The organism is Bradyrhizobium macuxiense (genome assembly GCF_001542415.1).
GTDB lineage: Bacteria > Pseudomonadota > Alphaproteobacteria > Rhizobiales > Xanthobacteraceae > Bradyrhizobium > Bradyrhizobium macuxiense.
Genome location: NZ_LNCU01000082.1, coordinates 3,906 through 23,130, shown reverse-complemented (window position 1 = coordinate 23,130; position 19,225 = coordinate 3,906). Strand labels below are relative to the sequence as shown.

General features: G+C 64.2%; 25 protein-coding genes, 1 tRNA gene and 2 pseudogenes. 16 read left to right on the top strand and 12 right to left on the bottom strand.

Translation table 11 applies throughout. The annotated features are described in order from the left end of the window. The 5 genes from AS156_RS44870 to AS156_RS24280 all read left to right on the top strand — a co-directional run. On the top strand, nucleotides 1-373 hold a 373-nt coding region (locus AS156_RS44870; protein ID WP_245313037.1), incomplete at its 5' end, for a LysR substrate-binding domain-containing protein. Nucleotides 374-516: 143 nt separating this feature from the next. Then, on the top strand, nucleotides 517-753 hold the full coding sequence (locus tag AS156_RS24295) for a hypothetical protein (RefSeq protein WP_066509542.1): 237 nt from the start codon (nucleotides 517-519) through the stop codon (nucleotides 751-753). Further along, the gene (locus AS156_RS24290; protein ID WP_066509540.1) at nucleotides 750-956 is read left to right on the top strand and encodes a hypothetical protein; all 207 of its coding nucleotides are present in this window, start codon (nucleotides 750-752) and stop codon (nucleotides 954-956) included. Before AS156_RS24295 ends, AS156_RS24290 begins: the two co-directional genes overlap by 4 nt. A 106-nt stretch (nucleotides 957-1,062) precedes the next feature. After that, on the top strand, nucleotides 1,063-3,975 hold the full coding sequence (gene uvrB, locus AS156_RS24285) for an excinuclease ABC subunit UvrB (protein WP_082747704.1): 2,913 nt from the start codon (nucleotides 1,063-1,065) through the stop codon (nucleotides 3,973-3,975). Between the two features lie 3 nt (nucleotides 3,976-3,978). Continuing rightward, complete coding sequence (locus AS156_RS24280) at nucleotides 3,979-4,188, top strand: pyridoxamine 5'-phosphate oxidase family protein (protein ID WP_245313036.1); 210 nt, start codon at nucleotides 3,979-3,981, stop codon at nucleotides 4,186-4,188. A gap of 139 nt (nucleotides 4,189-4,327) precedes the next feature. Here the strand turns inward: AS156_RS24280 and AS156_RS24275 are convergent, their stop codons facing one another. Both AS156_RS24275 and AS156_RS24270 read right to left on the bottom strand, forming a co-directional pair. Further along, nucleotides 4,328-4,519: a hypothetical protein gene (locus AS156_RS24275; RefSeq protein ID WP_245313035.1), complete on the bottom strand. Its 192-nt coding sequence runs from the start codon at nucleotides 4,517-4,519 to the stop codon at nucleotides 4,328-4,330. A gap of 74 nt (nucleotides 4,520-4,593) precedes the next feature. Further along, on the bottom strand, nucleotides 4,594-4,830 hold the full coding sequence (locus AS156_RS24270; RefSeq protein ID WP_066509535.1) for a hypothetical protein: 237 nt from the start codon (nucleotides 4,828-4,830) through the stop codon (nucleotides 4,594-4,596). 144 nt (nucleotides 4,831-4,974) lie between these two features. On the opposite strand from AS156_RS24270, the gene AS156_RS24265 reads away from it, so the two are divergent. Further along, on the top strand, nucleotides 4,975-5,790 hold the full coding sequence (locus AS156_RS24265; RefSeq protein WP_066509532.1) for a hypothetical protein: 816 nt from the start codon (nucleotides 4,975-4,977) through the stop codon (nucleotides 5,788-5,790). A gap of 127 nt (nucleotides 5,791-5,917) precedes the next feature. Here AS156_RS24265 and AS156_RS24260 read toward each other — a convergent pair whose 3' ends face one another. Beyond that, the gene (locus AS156_RS24260) at nucleotides 5,918-6,289 is read right to left on the bottom strand and encodes a DUF1236 domain-containing protein (RefSeq protein ID WP_066509530.1); all 372 of its coding nucleotides are present in this window, start codon (nucleotides 6,287-6,289) and stop codon (nucleotides 5,918-5,920) included. 292 nt (nucleotides 6,290-6,581) lie between these two features. Between AS156_RS24260 and AS156_RS24255 the strand changes: the two genes are divergently transcribed. The 6 genes from AS156_RS24255 (at nucleotide 6,582) to AS156_RS24230 (ending at nucleotide 10,244) form a co-directional block, all read left to right on the top strand. After that, nucleotides 6,582-7,025, top strand: a complete 444-nt coding sequence (locus tag AS156_RS24255; RefSeq protein ID WP_066509523.1) for a nuclear transport factor 2 family protein — start codon at nucleotides 6,582-6,584, stop codon at nucleotides 7,023-7,025. Between the two features lie 85 nt (nucleotides 7,026-7,110). Beyond that, the gene (locus tag AS156_RS24250; RefSeq protein ID WP_066509522.1) at nucleotides 7,111-7,548 is read left to right on the top strand and encodes a VOC family protein; all 438 of its coding nucleotides are present in this window, start codon (nucleotides 7,111-7,113) and stop codon (nucleotides 7,546-7,548) included. Nucleotides 7,549-7,642: 94 nt separating this feature from the next. Continuing rightward, nucleotides 7,643-7,909 carry a hypothetical protein gene (locus AS156_RS24245; protein ID WP_066509520.1) on the top strand — a complete coding sequence of 89 codons (267 nt, stop codon included), beginning with the start codon at nucleotides 7,643-7,645 and terminating at the stop codon, nucleotides 7,907-7,909. Nucleotides 7,910-8,098: 189 nt separating this feature from the next. Further along, nucleotides 8,099-8,533, top strand: a complete 435-nt coding sequence (locus tag AS156_RS24240) for a nuclear transport factor 2 family protein (protein WP_066509518.1) — start codon at nucleotides 8,099-8,101, stop codon at nucleotides 8,531-8,533. A 225-nt stretch (nucleotides 8,534-8,758) separates the two neighbouring features. Beyond that, on the top strand, nucleotides 8,759-9,670 hold the full coding sequence (locus AS156_RS24235; protein ID WP_066509510.1) for a hypothetical protein: 912 nt from the start codon (nucleotides 8,759-8,761) through the stop codon (nucleotides 9,668-9,670). A 157-nt stretch (nucleotides 9,671-9,827) separates the two neighbouring features. Beyond that, a complete protein-coding gene (locus tag AS156_RS24230; RefSeq protein WP_066509708.1) occupies nucleotides 9,828-10,244 on the top strand; it encodes a hypothetical protein in 417 nt (138 codons plus the stop codon). A gap of 431 nt (nucleotides 10,245-10,675) precedes the next feature. Here AS156_RS24230 and AS156_RS43465 read toward each other — a convergent pair whose 3' ends face one another. From AS156_RS43465 to AS156_RS24220, 3 genes and pseudogenes are all read right to left on the bottom strand, one after another. Continuing rightward, a complete protein-coding gene (locus AS156_RS43465; protein WP_201456095.1) occupies nucleotides 10,676-10,819 on the bottom strand; it encodes a hypothetical protein in 144 nt (47 codons plus the stop codon). A gap of 158 nt (nucleotides 10,820-10,977) precedes the next feature. Further along, nucleotides 10,978-11,412: pseudogene (locus AS156_RS24225) on the bottom strand (MaoC family dehydratase); the annotation flags it as partial. Nucleotides 11,413-11,470: 58 nt separating this feature from the next. Continuing rightward, nucleotides 11,471-11,929 (bottom strand): MaoC family dehydratase, encoded by a 459-nt coding sequence (locus AS156_RS24220; RefSeq protein WP_066509508.1) that lies wholly within the window; start codon nucleotides 11,927-11,929, stop codon nucleotides 11,471-11,473. 321 nt (nucleotides 11,930-12,250) lie between these two features. On the opposite strand from AS156_RS24220, the gene AS156_RS24215 reads away from it, so the two are divergent. Both AS156_RS24215 and AS156_RS43010 read left to right on the top strand, forming a co-directional pair. Further along, nucleotides 12,251-12,544 (top strand): DUF4282 domain-containing protein, encoded by a 294-nt coding sequence (locus AS156_RS24215; RefSeq protein ID WP_066509506.1) that lies wholly within the window; start codon nucleotides 12,251-12,253, stop codon nucleotides 12,542-12,544. A gap of 432 nt (nucleotides 12,545-12,976) precedes the next feature. Continuing rightward, the gene (locus AS156_RS43010; RefSeq protein ID WP_160331137.1) at nucleotides 12,977-13,129 is read left to right on the top strand and encodes a hypothetical protein; all 153 of its coding nucleotides are present in this window, start codon (nucleotides 12,977-12,979) and stop codon (nucleotides 13,127-13,129) included. Between the two features lie 210 nt (nucleotides 13,130-13,339). Here the strand turns inward: AS156_RS43010 and AS156_RS24210 are convergent, their stop codons facing one another. The 3 genes from AS156_RS24210 to AS156_RS24200 form a co-directional block, all read right to left on the bottom strand. Next, on the bottom strand, nucleotides 13,340-14,020 hold the full coding sequence (locus tag AS156_RS24210; RefSeq protein WP_066509504.1) for a ParA family protein: 681 nt from the start codon (nucleotides 14,018-14,020) through the stop codon (nucleotides 13,340-13,342). A 177-nt stretch (nucleotides 14,021-14,197) separates the two neighbouring features. Continuing rightward, nucleotides 14,198-14,521, bottom strand: coding sequence for a hypothetical protein (locus tag AS156_RS24205; protein ID WP_066509705.1), 324 nt, complete (start codon nucleotides 14,519-14,521; stop codon nucleotides 14,198-14,200). Nucleotides 14,522-14,695: 174 nt separating this feature from the next. Continuing rightward, complete coding sequence (locus AS156_RS24200; protein ID WP_136626415.1) at nucleotides 14,696-15,031, bottom strand: hypothetical protein; 336 nt, start codon at nucleotides 15,029-15,031, stop codon at nucleotides 14,696-14,698. 371 nt (nucleotides 15,032-15,402) lie between these two features. Here AS156_RS24200 and AS156_RS24195 point away from each other — a divergent pair, with 371 nt between their 5' ends. Then, complete coding sequence (locus AS156_RS24195) at nucleotides 15,403-16,107, top strand: phosphatase PAP2 family protein (protein WP_160331136.1); 705 nt, start codon at nucleotides 15,403-15,405, stop codon at nucleotides 16,105-16,107. Between the two features lie 134 nt (nucleotides 16,108-16,241). On the opposite strand, the gene AS156_RS24190 is transcribed toward AS156_RS24195, so the two are convergent. The 3 genes from AS156_RS24190 to AS156_RS24180 all read right to left on the bottom strand — a co-directional run bounded on the left by AS156_RS24190 (nucleotide 16,242) and on the right by AS156_RS24180 (nucleotide 17,614). Then, a tRNA-His gene (locus tag AS156_RS24190) sits at nucleotides 16,242-16,318 on the bottom strand. Nucleotides 16,319-16,504: 186 nt separating this feature from the next. Next, a complete protein-coding gene (locus AS156_RS24185; RefSeq protein WP_066509499.1) occupies nucleotides 16,505-16,939 on the bottom strand; it encodes a phasin in 435 nt (144 codons plus the stop codon). Between the two features lie 291 nt (nucleotides 16,940-17,230). Further along, nucleotides 17,231-17,614 (bottom strand): phasin family protein, encoded by a 384-nt coding sequence (locus tag AS156_RS24180; RefSeq protein WP_066509497.1) that lies wholly within the window; start codon nucleotides 17,612-17,614, stop codon nucleotides 17,231-17,233. A gap of 338 nt (nucleotides 17,615-17,952) precedes the next feature. Here AS156_RS24180 and AS156_RS41105 point away from each other — a divergent pair. Further along, nucleotides 17,953-19,225 (top strand): annotated as a pseudogene (locus AS156_RS41105) (PAS domain-containing sensor histidine kinase); the annotation flags it as partial.

Sequence of the window (19,225 nt, the reverse complement as noted above, 5' to 3'; positions counted from 1 at the left end):
CCCCGCCGATCTCAAGGGCCCGAGCCTGATCCGCGTCGCGCATTCGCCCGACGACTGGCCGTCCTGGCTGAAGGCCGCGGGCGTACCGCGGCTCACCGCGCGCGGGCCGGAATTCCAGTTCTACGGCCAGGCGCTGCAGGCCGCGGTCGACGGGCTCGGCATCGCGATGGGGATCCGGCCCTATATCGACGACGACCTCGCCGCGGGCCGGCTGGTGGCGCCGTTTGCGCTCAGCGTGCCGAAGGGGATGCGCTGGTATCTCGTCTACCGCGGCTTCCATGCCGAGCAGCGCGACTTCGCCGCGTTCCGGCGCTGGATCATCCGCGCCGCGGCCGAACCGGCGGTCCGCCGCAAGGGCGCGCGCAGTGCCTGATGACGCCGGGGCACGCCGGCATAGGCCAAGCGCCGGTTCCACCGCTGCCTCGCACAAATAAAGCCGCCGGCTTGTGAACTCATTCACATTTGGCGCTGCGCCTGCGTGCTTCGATTAAAGGGGCAGAATCGCGGAGGTCGCGCGTGATTTACGGCGGTTTTCAGATCAAGTCGTTTGAAGTGGGGAAGGGGCAATGGCACGCCAGGATTCAACGGATCGATCAAAAGCCGGTCGTCATCGATGGAATCTCGTTTCCGACGCTCGACATCGGCTTTGCGTGGTCCGATCAGGATGCGGCGATCACCGACGCCAGGAAAGTTATCGACCGGTTCCAGCAGCGATCTGGCATGACAGTGCCGTCAGCCGCAGCGTCAGCATGACGGGAAACGCCGTGGTCGCCCTCGTCCCGCAGCCCGAGCCCGAGCTGGTGTGGCCGCCGCAGGTCCGGACGAGCTGCCCCGACTGCGCGGCGGAGCTCGAGCTGCTGCGCGTCATCCCCGGCCGCGCCGCCGAATACTGGACCATGCGCTGCGTCGACTGCGGCGGGATCCATATGGACATCGTCGATACGCCCCGGGCGTAACGCGCCGGAACAGATATACTGACATCTGCTGACAGCAGAACCGCGCCTCAACTCCCCCTCGTCCTTTGCCCTTTTCTCGCTGCCGGACTCGTCCCATATTCCGGCCATGGCGAAGACACCAAGCACTCCGAAAAAGCCCGGCAAATCCCCACGATCCAAAGCACACCGGCCCGAGGTCCAACCGATCGGGCCTGCGCTGGCCGAACTGCTCAACCCCGCGATCAACCGCGGTGACGCCGGCATGGGCTCCGGCACTGGATTGCAGCCGCCGCCGGACAATTCCTGGGACCGCCGCTCCGGCGGCGAGGCCGCCGCACATCGCGCGCGGGCCTCGACGCGTGGGACCAGCGAGGATGTCGCCAGGCGCGACGCCGCCGGCTTCGACGAGGCGCCGCAGGCCAATTACGGCACCTCGGCGACCATCCCTACCCTCGATCCGGAACTGGCACGGCAGCTCGGGCTACCGACCGCCGAGGACGACGACGAAGCGCTGGCGCGGCCGCCGCGCAGCAAGATGGAGGCGCTCGGGGTCAAGGCGACAGCCGACGCGCTGGAGAACCTGATCCGCGACGGCCGTCCCGAATTCCGCAAGGACGACGGCTCGATGCGGGTATGGACCCCGCACCGGCCGCCGCGCCCGGAGAAATCCGAAGGCGGCGTGCGCTTCGAGATCAAATCATCCTATGAACCAAAGGGCGACCAGCCGACCGCGATCGCCGAGCTCGTCGAAGGCATCAACCGCAACGACCGCACCCAGGTGCTGCTCGGCGTCACCGGCTCGGGCAAGACCTACACGATGGCCAAGGTGATCGAGGCGACGCAACGCCCGGCGCTGATCCTCGCGCCGAACAAGACGCTGGCGGCGCAGCTCTACGGCGAGTTCAAGAACTTCTTCCCCGACAACGCCGTCGAGTATTTCGTCTCGTATTACGACTACTACCAGCCCGAGGCCTATGTGCCGCGGACCGACACCTATATCGAGAAGGATTCCTCGATCAACGAGCAGATCGACCGCATGCGCCACTCGGCGACGCGCGCGCTGCTCGAGCGCGACGACGTCATCATCGTCGCCTCGGTGTCCTGCATCTACGGTATCGGCTCGGTCGAGACCTACACCGCGATGACGTTCGCGCTGAAGAAGGGCGAGCGCATCGACCAGCGGCAGCTGATCGCCGATCTCGTGGCGCTGCAGTATAAGCGCACCCAGGCCGAGTTCACCCGCGGCACCTTCCGCGTCCGCGGCGACGTCATCGACATCTTCCCGGCGCACTATGAGGACCGCGCCTGGCGTGTGAACCTGTTCGGCGACACCATCGAAAACATCGAGGAATTCGACCCGCTCACCGGCCACAAGCAGGACGAGCTCGAATTCATCAAGATGTACGCCAATTCGCACTATGTGACGCCGCGCCCGACCCTGGTGCAGGCGATCAAGTCGATCAAGTCGGAGTTGAAGCTGCGGCTCGACCAGCTCAACGACCAGGGCCGCCTCTTGGAAGCGCAGCGGCTGGAGCAGCGCACCACCTTCGACCTCGAGATGATGGAGGCGACCGGAAGCTGCGCCGGCATCGAGAACTATTCGCGCTATCTCACCGGGCGCCGCCCCGGCGAGCCGCCGCCGACGCTGTTCGAATATGTGCCCGACAACGCGCTCGTCTTCGCCGACGAGAGCCACGTCACGGTGCCGCAGATCGGCGGCATGTTCCGCGGCGACTTCCGCCGCAAGGCGACGCTCGCCGAATACGGCTTCCGCCTGCCCTCCTGCATGGACAACCGCCCGTTGCGCTTCGAGGAATGGGACATGATGCGGCCGCAGACGGTCGCGGTGTCGGCGACGCCGTCCGGCTGGGAGATCAACGAGGCTGGCGGCGTGTTCGTCGAGCAGGTGATCCGCCCGACCGGGCTCATTGATCCTCCCGTCGATATTCGCCCCGCCCGCACCCAGGTCGACGATCTCGTCGGCGAGGTGCGCGCCACGGCGGCTGCCGGCTATCGCTCGCTGATCACGGTGCTGACCAAGCGCATGGCGGAGGACCTCACCGAATATCTGCATGAGCAGGGCATCCGTGTCCGCTACATGCACAGCGACATCGACACCATCGAGCGCATCGAGATCATCAGGGATCTTCGCCTCGGTGCGTTCGACGCGCTGGTCGGCATCAACCTGCTGCGCGAAGGCCTCGACATTCCCGAATGCGCGCTGGTCGCGATCCTCGATGCCGACAAGGAAGGCTTCCTGCGCAGCGAGACCTCGCTGATCCAGACCATCGGCCGCGCCGCGCGCAACGTCGACGGCAAGGTGATCCTCTATGCCGACAGCATGACCGGCTCGATGGAGCGCGCGATGGCCGAGACCACGCGCCGCCGCGAGAAGCAGGTCGAGTACAACGAGGCCAACGGCATCACGCCGGAGAGCGTCAAGAAATCGATCGGCGACATCCTCAACTCCGTCTACGAGCGCGACCATGTGCTGGTCGAGATCGGCGACGGCGGCATGGCAGACGACGTCATCAGCATCGGCCACAATTTCGAGGCCGTGCTCAGCGACCTCGAAACGCGGATGCGCGAAGCCGCCGCCGACCTGAACTTCGAGGAAGCCGCCCGCCTGCGCGACGAGGTCAAGCGCCTGCGCGCCACCGAAATGGCCGTGGTCGACGACCCCACCGCCAAGCAGCGCAACGTGCAAAAGCAGGCCGGCGCCTATGCCGGCACCAGGAAGTACGGCGATGCGGCCAACCTGCCGGTCAGCACCCTGAAGAACAAGTCCGCGCAGACCTCGCTCAAGGCGAGCCGCGGCGGCAAGGCCGGCTCGCGGATCCACAAGCCCGATCTCGACGAGATGCACGGCCCGGAGTCGCTGCCGTACCGCCCGATCAACGTGCTGCCGAGCAAGCCGTTCGGCACCACCAGCCGCATCATCCAGCCGACCGACTCACGGCAATCGGGCCCGGAATTCGGCCCCTCGCCGCGATCGAGCGGCGGCGCGCCCGGCAAGCGCGGCGGATGGAAGAAAAGGTAGGCCATGACGCGCGCCGAGCTTCTCGCATTCCTGCGGAGGCACCGGCTCGCGGTGGTCAGCACAGTTTATGACGGCGCACCGCAGGCGGCCGTGGTCGGCATTGCCATCACTGACGACCTCGAGATCATCTTCGACACGCTGACGACCTCGCGCAAATACCGGAATCTCCAGGCCGATCCCCGTGCGGGTGATGACACCGAGCAAGCTGTTTGACATGTGAATCGGAAGCCAACCCGTCATCCCCGCGCAACGGCGGAGCCGTTGTCGCTGGAGGAGCGCGCATTGCGCGGGAAGGATGACGGAGCTCCGATTGCGCTGCCCGCAATAATGGCGTCCGCGGCGCGGCTTGCGCCTAGCCCGATCGCTTGTTGCTGGTGTTCTGGGTCAGATTGCCGTGGGCGGCCTGCTCGCGGATGTTGTGCTTCTCATCGTCGCGATGGCCCTTGGTGGTGTCGAGGGGTACGCCGGGTGCGCTGCCGGGGCCCTTGTGGCTCTGATTATCTTCGGGAACGGGCTGGATGTTTCTTGTCTTTGGCTTCGTCATCATTGTCTCCGTTACGCAAGGAGACAACGCCGCCCTCGCGGGCGGCGTTCCGGAAATTCACATCTGATCCCTCATCACAGCTTGTCCTGCTGCGCCGGCCGCGGCTGTTGCTGTTGGTGCTGCGCCTGCATTTTGGCGTGGTGGCGGCCATAGACGCAGCCGGCCGCGGCGCCGAGCACGCCGTGATGACCGGCATAATGGCCGGCGACGCCACCGACGATGGCGCCCTTGATGCAGCCCTTGGCGTCGGCGGGAGAGGTGGCGGCAATCGCGGCAACGGCAATGGCGGACGCGAGAAGGATCGATTTCATATCAGGTGGCTCCGGTGGAATGCTGTTGCATCAACGGCCGAACCACCCTGCCGGTTCCCGCGCGATAGCTGCAGAATACCGCTGCACCCCCGCCCCAATCATGCTTTAAACATTCCACCATTACCGACAGTCATTTTCAGAACCATGTGCAGATCATACGGTGCGTTTGCCGCCCTGGCGCTGTGCGCAGCATCACTCTTCCCAGCGAGTTCGGCCCGGGCGCAGAACAGCGATCACGCGCTGCTCTCGACATTCTGTGCCGAGGCCAACATCAGGGGCGCGACCTGCACGCGCGCCAGGCGCTACCCCAACGCCGCAGGCCGAGCCTGCAACGTCAAGCTGACCGGGGAGCGCTACGCGGGACGTTTCCTCGCCCCCGGCAATGCACTCCTCGTCGTCAACTACGAGAGCGAGTGCGAAGCGCATGTGAGCGATTTCGGCGGCGTGGCGCTGTTCGAGCAGAACGGCAACGCGTACCGGTTCAAGCGCTTCCTGCCGGGTGCGCAGGGCCACGACTGCGTCACCCTGCGAGGGGACAAGCAGCAGGACATGCTGGTCTGCACGGTCGGTCATATGGGCCAGGGCATCCTCGAAAGCGCCGTGGCGCGGATGGTCTTTGCCAACAAGGCCGGCAAGGGCATCGCGATCTCGCCGGACTTCCTGATGCAGGCCGAGGATTCCGTCAGCGCCTATGGCTCCAATGTCGTGCTGTGCGGTCAAGGGCCGACATATTTCGGGCTGTCCAACCTGGCTGCCGGACCGCGGCCGGACTCGGTTGCCATCGACGCCGAGTACGCCGACGACGACACGATCCGCACTGCCTGCGGCAAGGGCTTTCCCAAGCCGGACGAGCTGTTCCACGACCTCGCGCCCGGCGAGGCCTTCGTGCCGCCCGGCTATGAGAAGACGAAACGGTTCACGATCGACGTGGTGACGCGAAAGGTTGCGCCGTCGGAATAGGTCACGATGCGCCGTCACGCCACGGCGAGCCGGCGCATGACGACGCCCGGCCTGGGAGGAGCACAAGGCCCGGCCGCGTCAGCACCGGCTCACCGTCGGCCGCGCGTGGCGTGATCTATTTCGTGATCTATTTGGAGACGACGTCCGCGATCTTGTGATCGGACGGATTCACGATCAGCACCTTGTCCTCCGTCATCGCATAGCGATAGGGCCGCAGCGCGGGCACATCGCGGCGCGCCTGGCGCGGCAATGGATAGGTGCTGACGCTGGTCGGCATGGCAGAACCGACCGTGGCGTTGAAGCCCGACGGCGCGGTCTGGTTCGAGGCGTGATGGCTGACGTCCTTCCAGATCGACTTCTGCTGGGTATCGGAGAGCGACAACGTATCGCTCGCGCCCGTCGTCTTGTTCGACATCTGATTGGCGTGATTGGCGGCTGCGGCTGTCACGCCCGACAGCGCCAGCACAGTGGCGACGGCGAGCGGTGCAAGGTTCCTCATGAAGGTCTCCTGATCGCGGATGCGTCGCCCGTGTCTGTCTAACCGGCTGCACGCATGCAGGTTTCATTAATTAATTCGGGGACAGTTGAAGCTTGGGTAGGAGCTCCGCCCTTGCCGGCCTGCCGCAGGCGGAGAGCGCGGTCCGACTCCTATGCGTGCATCGCGTGCAATCACACACGCCTTGGTTGCTGAACTTTTTATCCCGTTCGCACGTCAAACATTCGGTTGATTGTGCAGCGGTTCAGTCCACAATGCGGAACCGGGCGGTCGGGGCGAAACCGGCGGAGAGGTGATGGGCGAGGATCTGAACCGACAGCGCGTGCTGAACTTCCTCGACGTCTACTATGCCGGCGGCATCGAGGGGGCGCTCGATCGCTGCAGCGACGACATCATGTTCCTGGCCAATGCGCCGATCGACATCCTGCCGCATATGGGCCAGCACCGCGGCAAGGCTGCGCTACGCCAGATGTGGACCACGATCCACAACCGCTATTCCGACATGCGCTACGAGGCGCCGATCGTGGTCGCCCAAGGCAACAAGGTCGCGGCACAATTGCGCGTGTTCTTGCGCAAGCGCGACAATGCGCGCGTGGTGCAGTTCGACGTCGCGGTGTTCTACACCCTGCGCGACGGCAAGATCACCGAGGTCCGCGAGATCATCGACACCTTCGACCTGGTCCAGCAGGTGCTGGAGCGTGACATCACAGCCGCGCTGACCGACAGTGCCGGTCTCTAGCTCCACTCCAAGGTCATAGCACTCCAGAACGGCACCGCTTCACCTCGCCCCGTCTGCGCTCGGCGATATCATGGAGATTGGAAACATGGCGCTCAAGCGGATGGACAACATAGGAATCGTCGTCGAAGACCTCGGAGCGACGATTGATTTCTTTCGCGAACTCGGCCTCAAGCTCGAAGGGCGGGCCACGATCGAAGGAGAATGGGCCGGACGCGTCACGGGACTGGGCGATCAGCGGGTCGAGATTGCCATGATGCGCACACCGGACGGCCACAGCCGGCTCGAGCTCTCCTGCTTCCTCACGCCGCCTGTCGTCGCAGATCACCGGAACGCCCCGGTCAATGCCCTGGGCTACCTCCGCGTCATGTTCGCCGTGGACGACATCGACGAGACGCTTGAAAGGCTCCGCACGCGCGGCTCGCAGCTCGTCGGCGAAGTCGTCCAGTACAAGGACGCGTATCGGCTCTGCTACATCCGTGGGCCTGAAGGGCTTCTCATCGGGCTCGCGCAAGAACTCGGCTGAGCGCATACCCGCGAATCTGCCATCGGCGTTGAACCTCGACGGCGCAACGCTGACCAATCACATGGCTTGTTGCGGTCCCGGGGCTGAGACCATCATGAAAATTGCATTGCTGGCGCTGCTTGGCCTTGCATTGGGTGCCATTGGCGGCGCCGCCCTCGGCATCGGAGCCGGGCTCGCATGGGTCGAGATCTTCAAGACCACGGATTTTGAAAGCTATAGCGGCATGCTGGTATTCTTTACCTTCATGCCGCTCGGCGCCGCGATCGGGGGCATCGCCGGCGCCGTGCTGTTCGCCGTGGTGGCGATCCGCGACACCGAGATCGCGATTGAGCGGGAGCCGGTGCGGCATCGCGACCACTGAAAACAGCCGTCGCCGTTCATATTCCGATAAAAATCCGCGCAATTGTGCATTGCAAAAATGTCATTTGCGTTTCGGCCGATCCGGACTATCTGGGGCGGCAATAGTGATGTGCAGCAACCTGGCACGGTGTCGCCGCTGACGCCATGGCCGCTTGCTTCCTTTGAAATCCAGTTTCAGGAAACACGACAAATGACAGAGCATAGTCTCTGGCGTTTTTCGCGCGCATTGCATCGCGCGATCAATGAACGCCAGTTGGAAGACATTGAGTCCCTGCTCGACGACGAGGTCGAATGGGCGATCTTTGGCCCGGTCGACCTGTTTTCCTTTTTCGGCCAGCGCCGGGGCAAGGCCGCGGTGCTCGAAGTGATCAGGCAGATCGGCGAGAACCTGCGGGTCCATCGCTTCGATCGCGAACAGATCATGCTGGGCACGGATTCGGCGGCATCGATGCTGCGCTATTCGCTGACGGCGCTCGACTCCAACAAGCCGATCTCGTTGCGGATCGCGCATTTCGCGCAGTTCAAGGCCGGCAAGCTGACCAGCTTCCGCGTGCTCGTCGACACGTTCGACCTCGTCGAGCAGGCCGTGGGCTATCCGATCCATCTGCCGCGCATCGCGGTCTGAGCGGCTTCACGTTTTCATGAGATCGTCATGTCCGGGCCTTGTCCCGGCATCCGCGGCCTGTTTTTTTGCCAGCCCCGAGCGGGTCGCGGGTAGCCAGGACACCTTGCGCGACTACATGTTTGGCGCGCTGGCCCGGGCATGACGGCAGTTTGTCCGATTGTCCCGTCGCCACAATTTCGTACCAAGGGAACCGCATCTTGCGGCTCTGGAATTTGCAGGCTGGGAATGACCTCCACATCGCAATTTGGCTGGGCCAGGCTGCCCGTATTGGCGGCCGGCTTCAGCGTGGCCATGGCGCTTGCGGCCGCAGCACAGACGCTTCCTGCCAAGGACGACGCGGACGAGACGACCGAACAGGCGGCGCCGGCGGCTGACGCCAACGACGCCGACATCCTGAAGGATATCGACGAGAGCAAGCTCGACTGGAGCCAGCTCAACAGCGATCCCTCGACCCTGCCCGCATTGACGCCGAAGGGCGCGGCCAAGGCGGCCAGCGCAGCCGGCGGCGCGCCGGCCTGGTCGTCCAACCTCAACGGCAACGGGACGTCGGCGGTGTCGGTCAAGCAATCGGTCTCGCCGTTTCTCGATACCCGCGTCGGCGTCGACATGACGGTCGCCCCGCAGGGCACGATGACGACGTCGGAGCAATTGTCGGAGCGGCTCGCCAATGGCGGCAGCCTGCCGCAATCCGGAGGCTCGGCCTGGGCCTCGATCAGCGCGCCCGGCGTGGCCTCCATTTGGGACAAGACCTCGGTCGAGGCCCGGGTCGATCCGGGCGCCGACCAGAGCAAGATCGGCACGTCCCTGAGCAAGGCGGTGCCGCTGTCGGATCAATATTCGCTCACCCTGCAGAACGGCTATGACGTCATCCAGCAGGGCGTGGTGCCGGTACCCGGCATCGTCGGCCGTCCGTCGCACAGCTACGACACCGACCAGTCGGCAAAGCTCTCCGTCAACGACACCGGCACCAGCATCACCGCGGGACAGACGCTGTCGACCTCCGACGACAGGTGGCTGCGCCGGATCGGCGCCGAGCAGAAGCTGTTCGACGGCGTCACCGTCTCCGGCTCTGTCGGCGAGACCCCGGAGGGCACGACCAGCAAGAGCATCACCGCAGGCTTCAAGCGGACGTGGTGAACGGTCCGTTAGTCTTGTCGTGCTAATGATCAATCATTGCCGCAACTTGGCCCAGATGCGGTCAAATTCGGCGGGACTCATGGGTCTGCAACTATCATCAGATCAATTCGTCGTGCGGGGGACAGCCGCGCTTCGCCATGCGAACAGGGGAATGCCGATGAACGTTACCAACCGAACCGAAGACGCTGAGACGAATTCGGAGGTCGACACCAACCTCGCCGCCGTCTCGGAAGTCGAGGCCGGTATCCGCGACTTCGTGCGCAACGACATCGCCTATCTGCGGCGGCCCGTGGCGAGCCCGGAGACCGCGCCGGCCGAGCCGAACACCGACGCCACCGTCAACAACGTCAACTCGCTGATCCAGCGCGTCGCCGGCACCTCGCTGGCCGAGATCGAGAAGCTGATCTCGGAGCTCGAGAGCCTCCGCGACCTGCTGCATGCCGAGGGTCAGCGCGTGCAGCGCGAGATCTCCGGCTATGCCCAGCTCAGCCAGGCTGCGATGAAGTCGACGCGCATGATCGCCGACAACGTTACGCAGTGGAAGCGCGCCGCTGACGGTCTGCGCAACAGCTGATTCAAGCCATACCCAAAGCCGACAGCCGCCGCCTCTCCCGACGGGAGGCGGCGGCTTCGTTTGTATGGGCTTTCCGGTGTCCCTCAGGCCGCGCCTTGGCAGCGCAAGGGCCTTAACGCTGTGTGAAGACATCACACAGGCAATTCCTGCATAAATTGATTTGAACTTTAAACGCGCTGGCCGCACCAAATCCGAAGCGCCATGGGGCGATCGGCATCTCTGGGGGTGAGTTCATGCAAAGCGTTCGACCGGATAAGACCGACCCGATTCCGCTGCGCCAGTCGCAGCAAAGCGTCGGGACAATCATGATCCGGTTTATCGGATTGCTGGCGGTGGCAACCGTCGTGATGGTGTTGATCTGGAATCGATAGAGCGGCGGCAGAAACGCGGCCGGGAGGCGGGATCCAGTTTGATGGTTATCAGACCCCGAATTACCGATTGATGCTCGCGGTGGTCTCGAACGAATAGTCGCCGTCGGCAAAGCCCTTCACGACCATACCGGTGGCCAGCATCACAACGAGCGTCACCGTTGCGAAGATCAAGCCGACCAGTTTCAGCGCGCTGCGATCTGCCATGGTTATCCCCTGAAGCTGTGCCCCGGATCCATAGGCAGGCACAAAGGTTCACAACGCGTTAGCAAAAAAAGAGTTTCACGCAACGCACAACAGCGTGGCGTCCGTAAGTGACTCGCTAACCATGGCAATCCCGCAACATCAGGTGCCCACGGGCAACATCAGGAACCGGGATTCCGTCGCGGCACGAAGGCGGTCGCGAGGAATGAGAACACCACCTCGCCGCGCTGATTGGTGCCGGTGTTGCGCGCCTGCAGGATGCCCCATTCGGGACGGCTCGACGAGGTGCGCTTGGTCTCGACCTCGTTGGCGAAGCTGACGGTATCGCCGGCGAGCACCGGACGGACCCAGCGCAGCTCGCGGAATCCCGGCGAAGGCCCCCACACGGCGACCGTCTCGCCGCGCGCGGCGGCCTCGGCCGAGAGCCGCTTGCCGTCGGCGACGAGCAGCTTCATGCACACGGCGGCGACGTGCCAGCCCGATGCGGCGAGCCCGCCGAACAGCGAGTTGCGCCCCTCCTCCTCGTCGAGGTGGAAGCGCTGCGGATCGAACTGCGACGCAAAGCGCTTGATGTCCTCGGCGGTGAAGGTGAACGANNNCCGTACTCGCGCCGCGCGCCGATCTCGATATCCTCAAAGAAACGCATGCGGTCCTCTATGCGCTCGCACCATCGCGGCGGCTCACGATGATCGGCGACTCCATCTCGCACAGCACCTCGCCGCGCGCATTGCGGATCGTGCCCTTGAAGGTGACGATGCCGGTGCTCGGGCGGCTGCGAGAGACCCGCGCCTCGACGACGTCGACGTCCAGCGTCAAATCGTCACCCGGACGCAGCGGCGCCTGCCAGCGCATCTCGTTGACGCCGGGAGAGCCGAGCGAGGCGGTGCGGCCGATGAAGCCGTCGAACAGCATCCGCATCATCAGTGAGCTGAGATGCCAGCCCGAGCCGGACAGGCCCCGGAGCATCGATTTCTGCGCCGCCTCCTCGTCGAGATGCATCGGCTGCGGGTCGAATTCGGCGGCAAAGGCAAGGATTTCCTCGCGGGTGACGTGGCGCGGGCCGAACGTCCCGAAGCGGCCGGGCGTGAAGTCTTCGAAGGTCAGGGTGGTCATTGGGTGAGGATATGCCGGTGGGAGCCCGATTGTGGCCGTTATTTGCAGCAATCACAACCGGCTCGCTCGCATAGCTCGCCCCTGACCCGCTGGCGCTCGGTCCGGGGGCGGCCCTTCGCGGGGGACAAATTGGGCTTGCTGCGGATCAAATCCCCATGGTGAGGAGGCGCTTGAAGCGCCGTCCCGAAACCATGGGCCGGGCTGATCGCCTCTTCCTTGGAGACGCCTGCCTGGCAAGCTCCTCGGGATGAAGTGATCAGGCCGGTTGTGACGCAGTAGGATGAGACGCGAATCATATTCGGCTTGCCGGGAGAACCACCGATGTTCGATTTTCAGGATCTGTTTCAGTGGGACCGTTTCATCACGCCCACGATCATCAAGACGTTCTACTGGCTGGTGATCGGCGTCATCGTGCTGTTCGGGATCTCCGGCATCCTGTCCGCCCTCTCCGCCATGGCGGTCAGCCCGTTCGTCGGCTTCATCCTGCTGCTCGCATCGATCGCCAGCGTCATCGTCGGCATCGTGTTCTCGCGCATCGTCGCCGAATTCATCCTGATCGTGTTCCGGATCAACGAGCATCTCGGTGCGATCCGCGACCAGGGCGGCGTGCGCTGAGGCCCGAACCGCTGCGAGCCCGCGAGCCGTTGCAGGCCTTCAGGTTGAAGAAACGGTGAACGCAGCCTTGCGAAGTCGGGCGGCACGGCGAGCCGGAATTTAGAGTTTTGGAAGTATCGTCCTGCCCCCGGACGACATCGGGGGGAGACCAATGAACACCAAAATCCATCACGATCCGCGCTATCGATAGCGCAGGCGCGCAGCGGCTGCAGGACGTGCTGCTGGTATCGTCGTTCGTGATCTGGGCGATGCTGATCGGCTTCGCACCGGTCATGAGCTACAGCCTGCTCGTGTCCTGACGCGAAGGCGCGCGCCACGGTGGTTAATCCATGGTAGCACCTGTGGTCAAATGCGAGCGAAATTGCGGCCGGGATCTTAAAGCCGGGCGCGTATCACCGTCACCGCTGCGAACAAGATCAACGCGGGGGCGTCGTGAAGTCGGAAGTGCGTTCGATTGCCGTAAGGCCCGGACCTGCTGTCAGGCCGGGTTTTACGATCCAGGATATTTTATGGGCTGTCGGCATCTGGTCGGTGATCCTGACGCTGATGCCGGTGATCATTTTTTACATGCTGCTGGTGGCGTAAGGCCACGCATCCAGTCATTCCGGGCGATGCATAAGCATCGACCCTCAGATGCGCAATTGCGCATCGGGGAATCTCGAGATTCTCAGGTGCGCAAGTGCGCACCGTAGTTCGTGCTTCGCACGCCCCGGAACGACGCCTCATGATGCAAGCAAACTACAAAAAACGCGCGGGACCCGCGCGTTCTTTTCAGACCGAACGAAAGCGGCGTGATTACGCCGCCTGCTTGTGCATTGCGCCTGAGTTCGACGCCGTGCCGCGGATCGCCTTGATCGAGCGTTCGATCGCGGCCCACAGCCGATTGATCTCGGCGGCGGCGCGGCCTTCCGCAGAATATTCGCGAGCGCCTTCACCCTGGCCGAGCGCCATCAGCAGATCGGCGCGGTTGGTGATCTGGCCGCTCCACACCGGCGCGCGGAATTTCACCAGCGCCTCACGGGCGATCGCAACGATGCGGCTTTCGGCGCCGTCGCGCTGTGCCGGTGCGCCGTTGATCACGACGGCATAGGGCTTGCGCATCGAACGGCAGGTCTGGATCGTCTCCTGCACCGCATTGACGTCGAACACGCCGGGCCGCGCCGGAATGATCACCATCGTTGCGTGCTTGATCGCATCACCGACCACGGCCGAAAGATTCGGCGGCGTGTCGATGAACACCCATTCGATGCCGTCGCGCTGCGCCTGAGCGATGATGCCGCTGACCGAATTCACCGCTGTCTTGATCGCCGGCTCGTTGGTGCCGCGCAATTTGTGCCAGAGGGTCAGCGAGCCCTGCGGATCGGCGTCGATCAACAGACAGGGCTTCGTTGCCTTGTGCACTTGCGCGGCAAGATGGGCAGCCAGGGTACTTTTCCCCGAGCCCCCTTTACGCGAAGCGAAAACAATAACGTTCATACCTTGGCCTCCACGTTGACCCCAGAAGCCAAAAATGAATCAGCACGCTGATTCGTGAAAGAAAAATCTCTTGCAATCCGCAAAGTTGCCAGGATTAGCGGCGCGCTTTGGCTTTTGAGTCACACCTCACACAAGACACAACCGGAAATGGAAGCGGCTAACTGCTTGATTTCAGACTCACTGTGAGCGTTTTGCGGCGCGTTTGCTGCGCTCGCGTTCGAGCCATTTGCGTTCGATCCAGCCGAGCAATTGCGCGGTCGGCTTCTGCAGGAAGGGAACGTCCTGTGCGAACAAAAGGAGTCCGAGCGGCAGCATCCAGAGGCCGAGCACCGGCAGGAAGCTGAAGATGCCGCCGAGGATCAACAAGATCGCGAGCGGGATCCGCACGAGACGCGACGACGGCTTGCGCAGCCACGCCACGAACCGCGCAGGCTTCGTCGGGAGCTTCGTCTCGAACCAGGCGAAGTGCCGATCGATTTCCAGTTTGTAAAAGTCGCTCAACGCATCTCTCCCGATCGATCCCGCGCATGGCGCGATCGATTCCGCTTCGGCACCGAACACCAAACAGGAAAGATGATGCTGCGTGACAGCGTCACAAGGCGTCAGTCTGTCGCGCGCAAAGGCCTTGAAATCGCCTCAGCGCGATTCCCGCCGTCGCGCGCGGAATGGGACCGATCAGTTCGCCTCGGGCTTCGCCTTCTTCACCCGGTGCGGCTTCACCGGCTTGTGCTTGGTGACCGGCCGTACCGCGGGCCGCTCACGTACATCGCGCGGTTCCGACCGGAAGAACGCCTTGCATGGCGGCGACAGCAGCTCCCTGTTCCGGATCATGCAGGCGGTGACGCGATCGACGTCGGGGATCTCGGAGTTGCAGAGCCGGAACGCATCCGGCGTGCAGGCCTGCTGCTGCTCGTCGCTATAGGCCTCGCCCCGCGTCGGCAGCAGCACGGCTGCGAGTCCAGCCGAGAGCACCAGCGCAAACGAAAAGGTTCTCGAACGGGCAATTCCCATGCGTCCCCCCAAAGGCGTCGTTTGCAAGCACTGTGGGTGATGAGGCGACGAAGCGCAAGCGGGCGCGGTGACGCGCTCGGGGACGCGCAGCGCGCCTGGACCGGCTTCGCCGGCGCATCTCACCACCGCAGAGAAGCTTCGCACCGCGGTGAAAGTCGCGGAGCCGGAGCGCGCGGCAAGGACAACACGAAGAACGCCTGCGTTCCGCGGAGATCCCTGGACGGCGGGACGCGAAGTCCTCGTTAGCGGCCAACGCCTCGGCCGGTCCGGAGCTGGGGCACAGAGGGGCGAACCGTCACAATAATGTCAAATGGCCATTGAGTTGCCCCAGTCGGTGCTGTCTACTTGGGGTTTTAGACGGGAGCCCACCCGTGAACCCTGACCAGTATCTCCTGGGACTGCTTAACGAGTTTGCGCACCGCTCATTGATATTCGATACGACAGTGAGCTTCGTGGAAAGCCAAGCCGTATTCAAAGGCGCCCTTGTGACGTCGTTGCTGTGGCTGGCCTGGTTTCAGCGTGACCCGGATCAAAAGCTGCGCCGGTCCCTGGTCATCTCAACGCTCGCGGCGACGATCGTGTCACTTCTGCTCACGAAGATCATCCGGTTCTATCTGCCGTTCCGGCTACGACCGATCCATGATCCAGCAGCCGGCTTCACATTGCCTTACAACGTCAGCACAGAGACCTTGTGGAACTGGAGCGCCTTTCCGAGCGATACCTCCGCGTTTGAATTTGCGTTGGCTGTTGGCGTGTTCATGATCTGGCGCCGCTGGGGCTGGCTCGCGATCCTGTACAGTCTGGTTGTGATCTCCATTCCGCGCATCTATCTCGGCTATCATTATCCGTCCGACATCGTCGTCGGCGCCCTGATCGGTGCCGTTGTCACGCTCATCATGGGCCGCGAAAAAATCAGGATACCGCTGAGCCGACGCCTTTTGTTTTGGAGCGATGAGTATCCCGGCGTCTTCTATTGCGCCTTCTTCCTTTTCACATACGAGGTGGCAGCCGTGTTCGAGAACACGCGCCAGATTCTGACTGCTGCGTGGAGGCTCTCGCGTCATTCGGTCTGGTAGGGGCACGCATTCTGCCAATGAGCGGGCGTCCGGCGTCGGGCACACGGTTTCATCATCGACGGTCGCGCCTCGGCGGCGCAGAGACCTCAGGCTTGTCAGCTGGATGCTGAGCGTGCGGGGCAATTCAACTTGGATGGTACAGTTGGGTGGGTTCGAACCACCGACCTCCTGTTCCACAGACAGGCGCTCTAACCAGCTGAGCTACAACTGCATCCTGACGCGCGACCCCTTCAGGAGGGGGCGGCGATTTCGGCGGAAACTAGGTGCAACGCCGCGCTTTGGCAAGGCCGTAACTCGGTGATTTCCGCCACTATCTGCCGCCGTTTCGGCGGCTTTCCTTCAGCAAAAAGGCCCGGACCGCTGGGCCGGGCCTTCCGCGAACGTTATGCAGGCGCGATCAGGCGGCCGGCTGGTAGAACTTCGAGGCACCGGCCTTGATCGGCTCGGCAGCGTCGGCGGCGACCTTCTGGCCGAGCTCGGCCAGTTCCTTGGCCTGCGCGGTGTAGGTCTCGAACTGCTTGCGGGTGTGCGAGGTCCACAGCTCGAGGGCTTCCGACGGCGACTTCACGCCGAACAGCTCCTGGGCGAAGTCGAGCGAGGAGGTGGTGTTGGCCTTGAAGAACTCGATCAGCTTGGCCGAATACTCGCTGGCGCCCTTGCTCACGGTGGTGAACACGGCCTCGACGGTGCTGTTGTGCGTCTCGGCAGCGTCCTTGAACTTGGCGTAGTTGTCGCGGGCCTGCGACACGCCCTTTTCGGCGAACGCGCGCATCTGCTCGGGCACTTCAAACGGGATGATCGAAGCGGAAAACGGGTCGGACGGGTTGGTCATTAACGTGTATCCTTCGCAACGGGTGAGTAGATGTGACCCTTGCGCACGTCCCCGGGACCTAAGAACCGGGAACGCCGAAACGGATCACGCTGCCTTGATTCACGGGAATGCCCCTCTTCGGGCATGGCCAATAAAACACCCTTATCATGTCAATTTTGTGCAACGCAACGTGAATTCGTTGCAATGCCGCAACTTTTAGCCGAATCGGATGCAGGTTCCCCTTTGGCCATCTCAAGTTGAACCTGCCCGCCGGGCATCAAGCGATTCCCGGCGGGGCGTTCGCAAGCCGGCTCAGTTCTTCGGTTTGACCGCCTCCATCGCCGCGCGGCTGATGACCTGGCCCATGTCGCTGGCCTGCTCGGCGAGCGCACGCATCTGGCCCTGCACATAGTCGCCGTGCAGCTTCATGATCTCGGTCAGATCCTTGGCCTTGAGCAGCGACTGGGCGTAGTCCAGCGAGACCTGCACGTTCTTTTCGGCATAGGCGAACGCCTTGGCGGAAATGTCCTTGGCGCCGGCGCGCACGCTGGCGTTGCGCTCCTCGATCGTCCCTGCGGTGGCCTGCGCGCTGGAGACGAATTGCTCGAAGGCCTTGCGCGCCTGGTTGACGCTCGCCTCCGCCATCGATCGCATGTCCTTGGGAATCTCGAATTGTTCACGCCCGTTGTCGCTCATGGCCGTGCTCCTTGGCTTGTGTTCGGCTTTGCCGATGGGCCCATCGGCCCACGCCAGCCTTTATCGTGATGCCGCATCGCCGGTGTGACGCGGTGCCGCGGGTTCCGGCCCCTAGGGCGGGGCCGGTCGCGGTGATTTTCGACAACGCAAAACGGCTGTGGATCGTTCAGCCAAGTTAAACTTATCCCGCCATAGACGTGGGCACATCGGGCGCAGCCGTGGACCTGCCGCCGCCCGCTTGCGATACTAACGTTCCGTTAAGGCTGTCATTCCCTGGCCGCCGGTATCTCTGGCGATCGAGGAAGAGAAGCTAAACCGATGCGGTCAAATCTTGCGTGATGAATGACGCGGAATTCCAGATCCAGGCGCTCGGCGATGTCCGCCTAGCGGACCATGCGGCGAGCGCCCAGCCCGCATGGCTGTGGTCGGCCGACGGCACGCGGATCCTCTGGGCCAATCCGGTCGGCGCGCAGGTATTCGGTGCCGACACCGGCATCGAGCTGGCTAGGCGCTGCTTCGGCCCGGCCGATCCACATCGCCGGCTGGTCGCCCAGCTCGGCCGTAGCCTTCCCGCCAATGGCGCGGTCCGGCTGGAGCGGCTGCGCGGCTTCGGCGCATCCCCCGGAATGCTCGCGACCTGCGGCTGCGCGCGGATCGACTTGCCCGACGGCAGCCATGGCGTGCTGGTGACCACGCTCAGTGCCGCCGGCCGCGTCATGCCGCTGACCGAACGGCTGCAGCGGCTGGTGCACGGCATCACCGACCGGCCGGCCGCGGTGTTCAGCGGCGACGGCCTCCTGATCGGCGCCAATGAAGCGGCGCGCCCGCTGCCCGGACTGCACGATCTCTCCGAAGCCGGCCTCGATCCGGCGCGGGACGATGCGCTGAAACAGGGTCGCGCCGCTGCAAGCGTCGGGATCGGCCGCGTCGTGCTGCAGCGGATCGGCCGCGGCGCCGACACCGCGCTGGTTGCGCTGATCAAGCCCGCCCCGCATCTCGCCGCGCAACCGAAGCCGGCAGCGCCGGTTGCGCCCGAGGCCATCGTGCCGGAAGCGGCATCGGAAACATCGGCACCACGATCGGCCCCACCCGTGGACGTCGTCGCAGAAGAGCAAGCGCCGCCACCTTCCCCGAGCGAACCAGTCGTCGCGAATGACGACACGCCCGCACCGGCCGACGAGGCGCCGGCCGCCTTCACGCTGTTCGACGCACTGGACACACCCCAGGACAAGCCCGCAGAAGAACCCGCGGCGGCCGAACCGATCGCCGATGCGCCGCCGACCGCGCACGCTGATCCGGAGCCTGCACCGGCAGCGCCGGAACAAGCGCACGCCGAGCCCGAACCCACCGAGACCGCGGTGACGCACCCCGCAGCCGCGCCGGCCGAAGCCCCCGCGGTTGGGCCCGCGCTCGCCGGGGCGCTGATGGAGGCGACGGTCGCGGAGCAAGCCGAGGAGCCGCCGCTAGAGCCCTGGCCCGCTGCCGAGAACGACACGAGCGCGCCAGCCCCGGCCGCGCCCCCGCCTTCAGCACAACCGGCCGACCCGGCCCCCTCTCCCGTAACGATCGCGGATGCGCCGGTCGCAACACCACTCTTCGAACCGCCGCCCG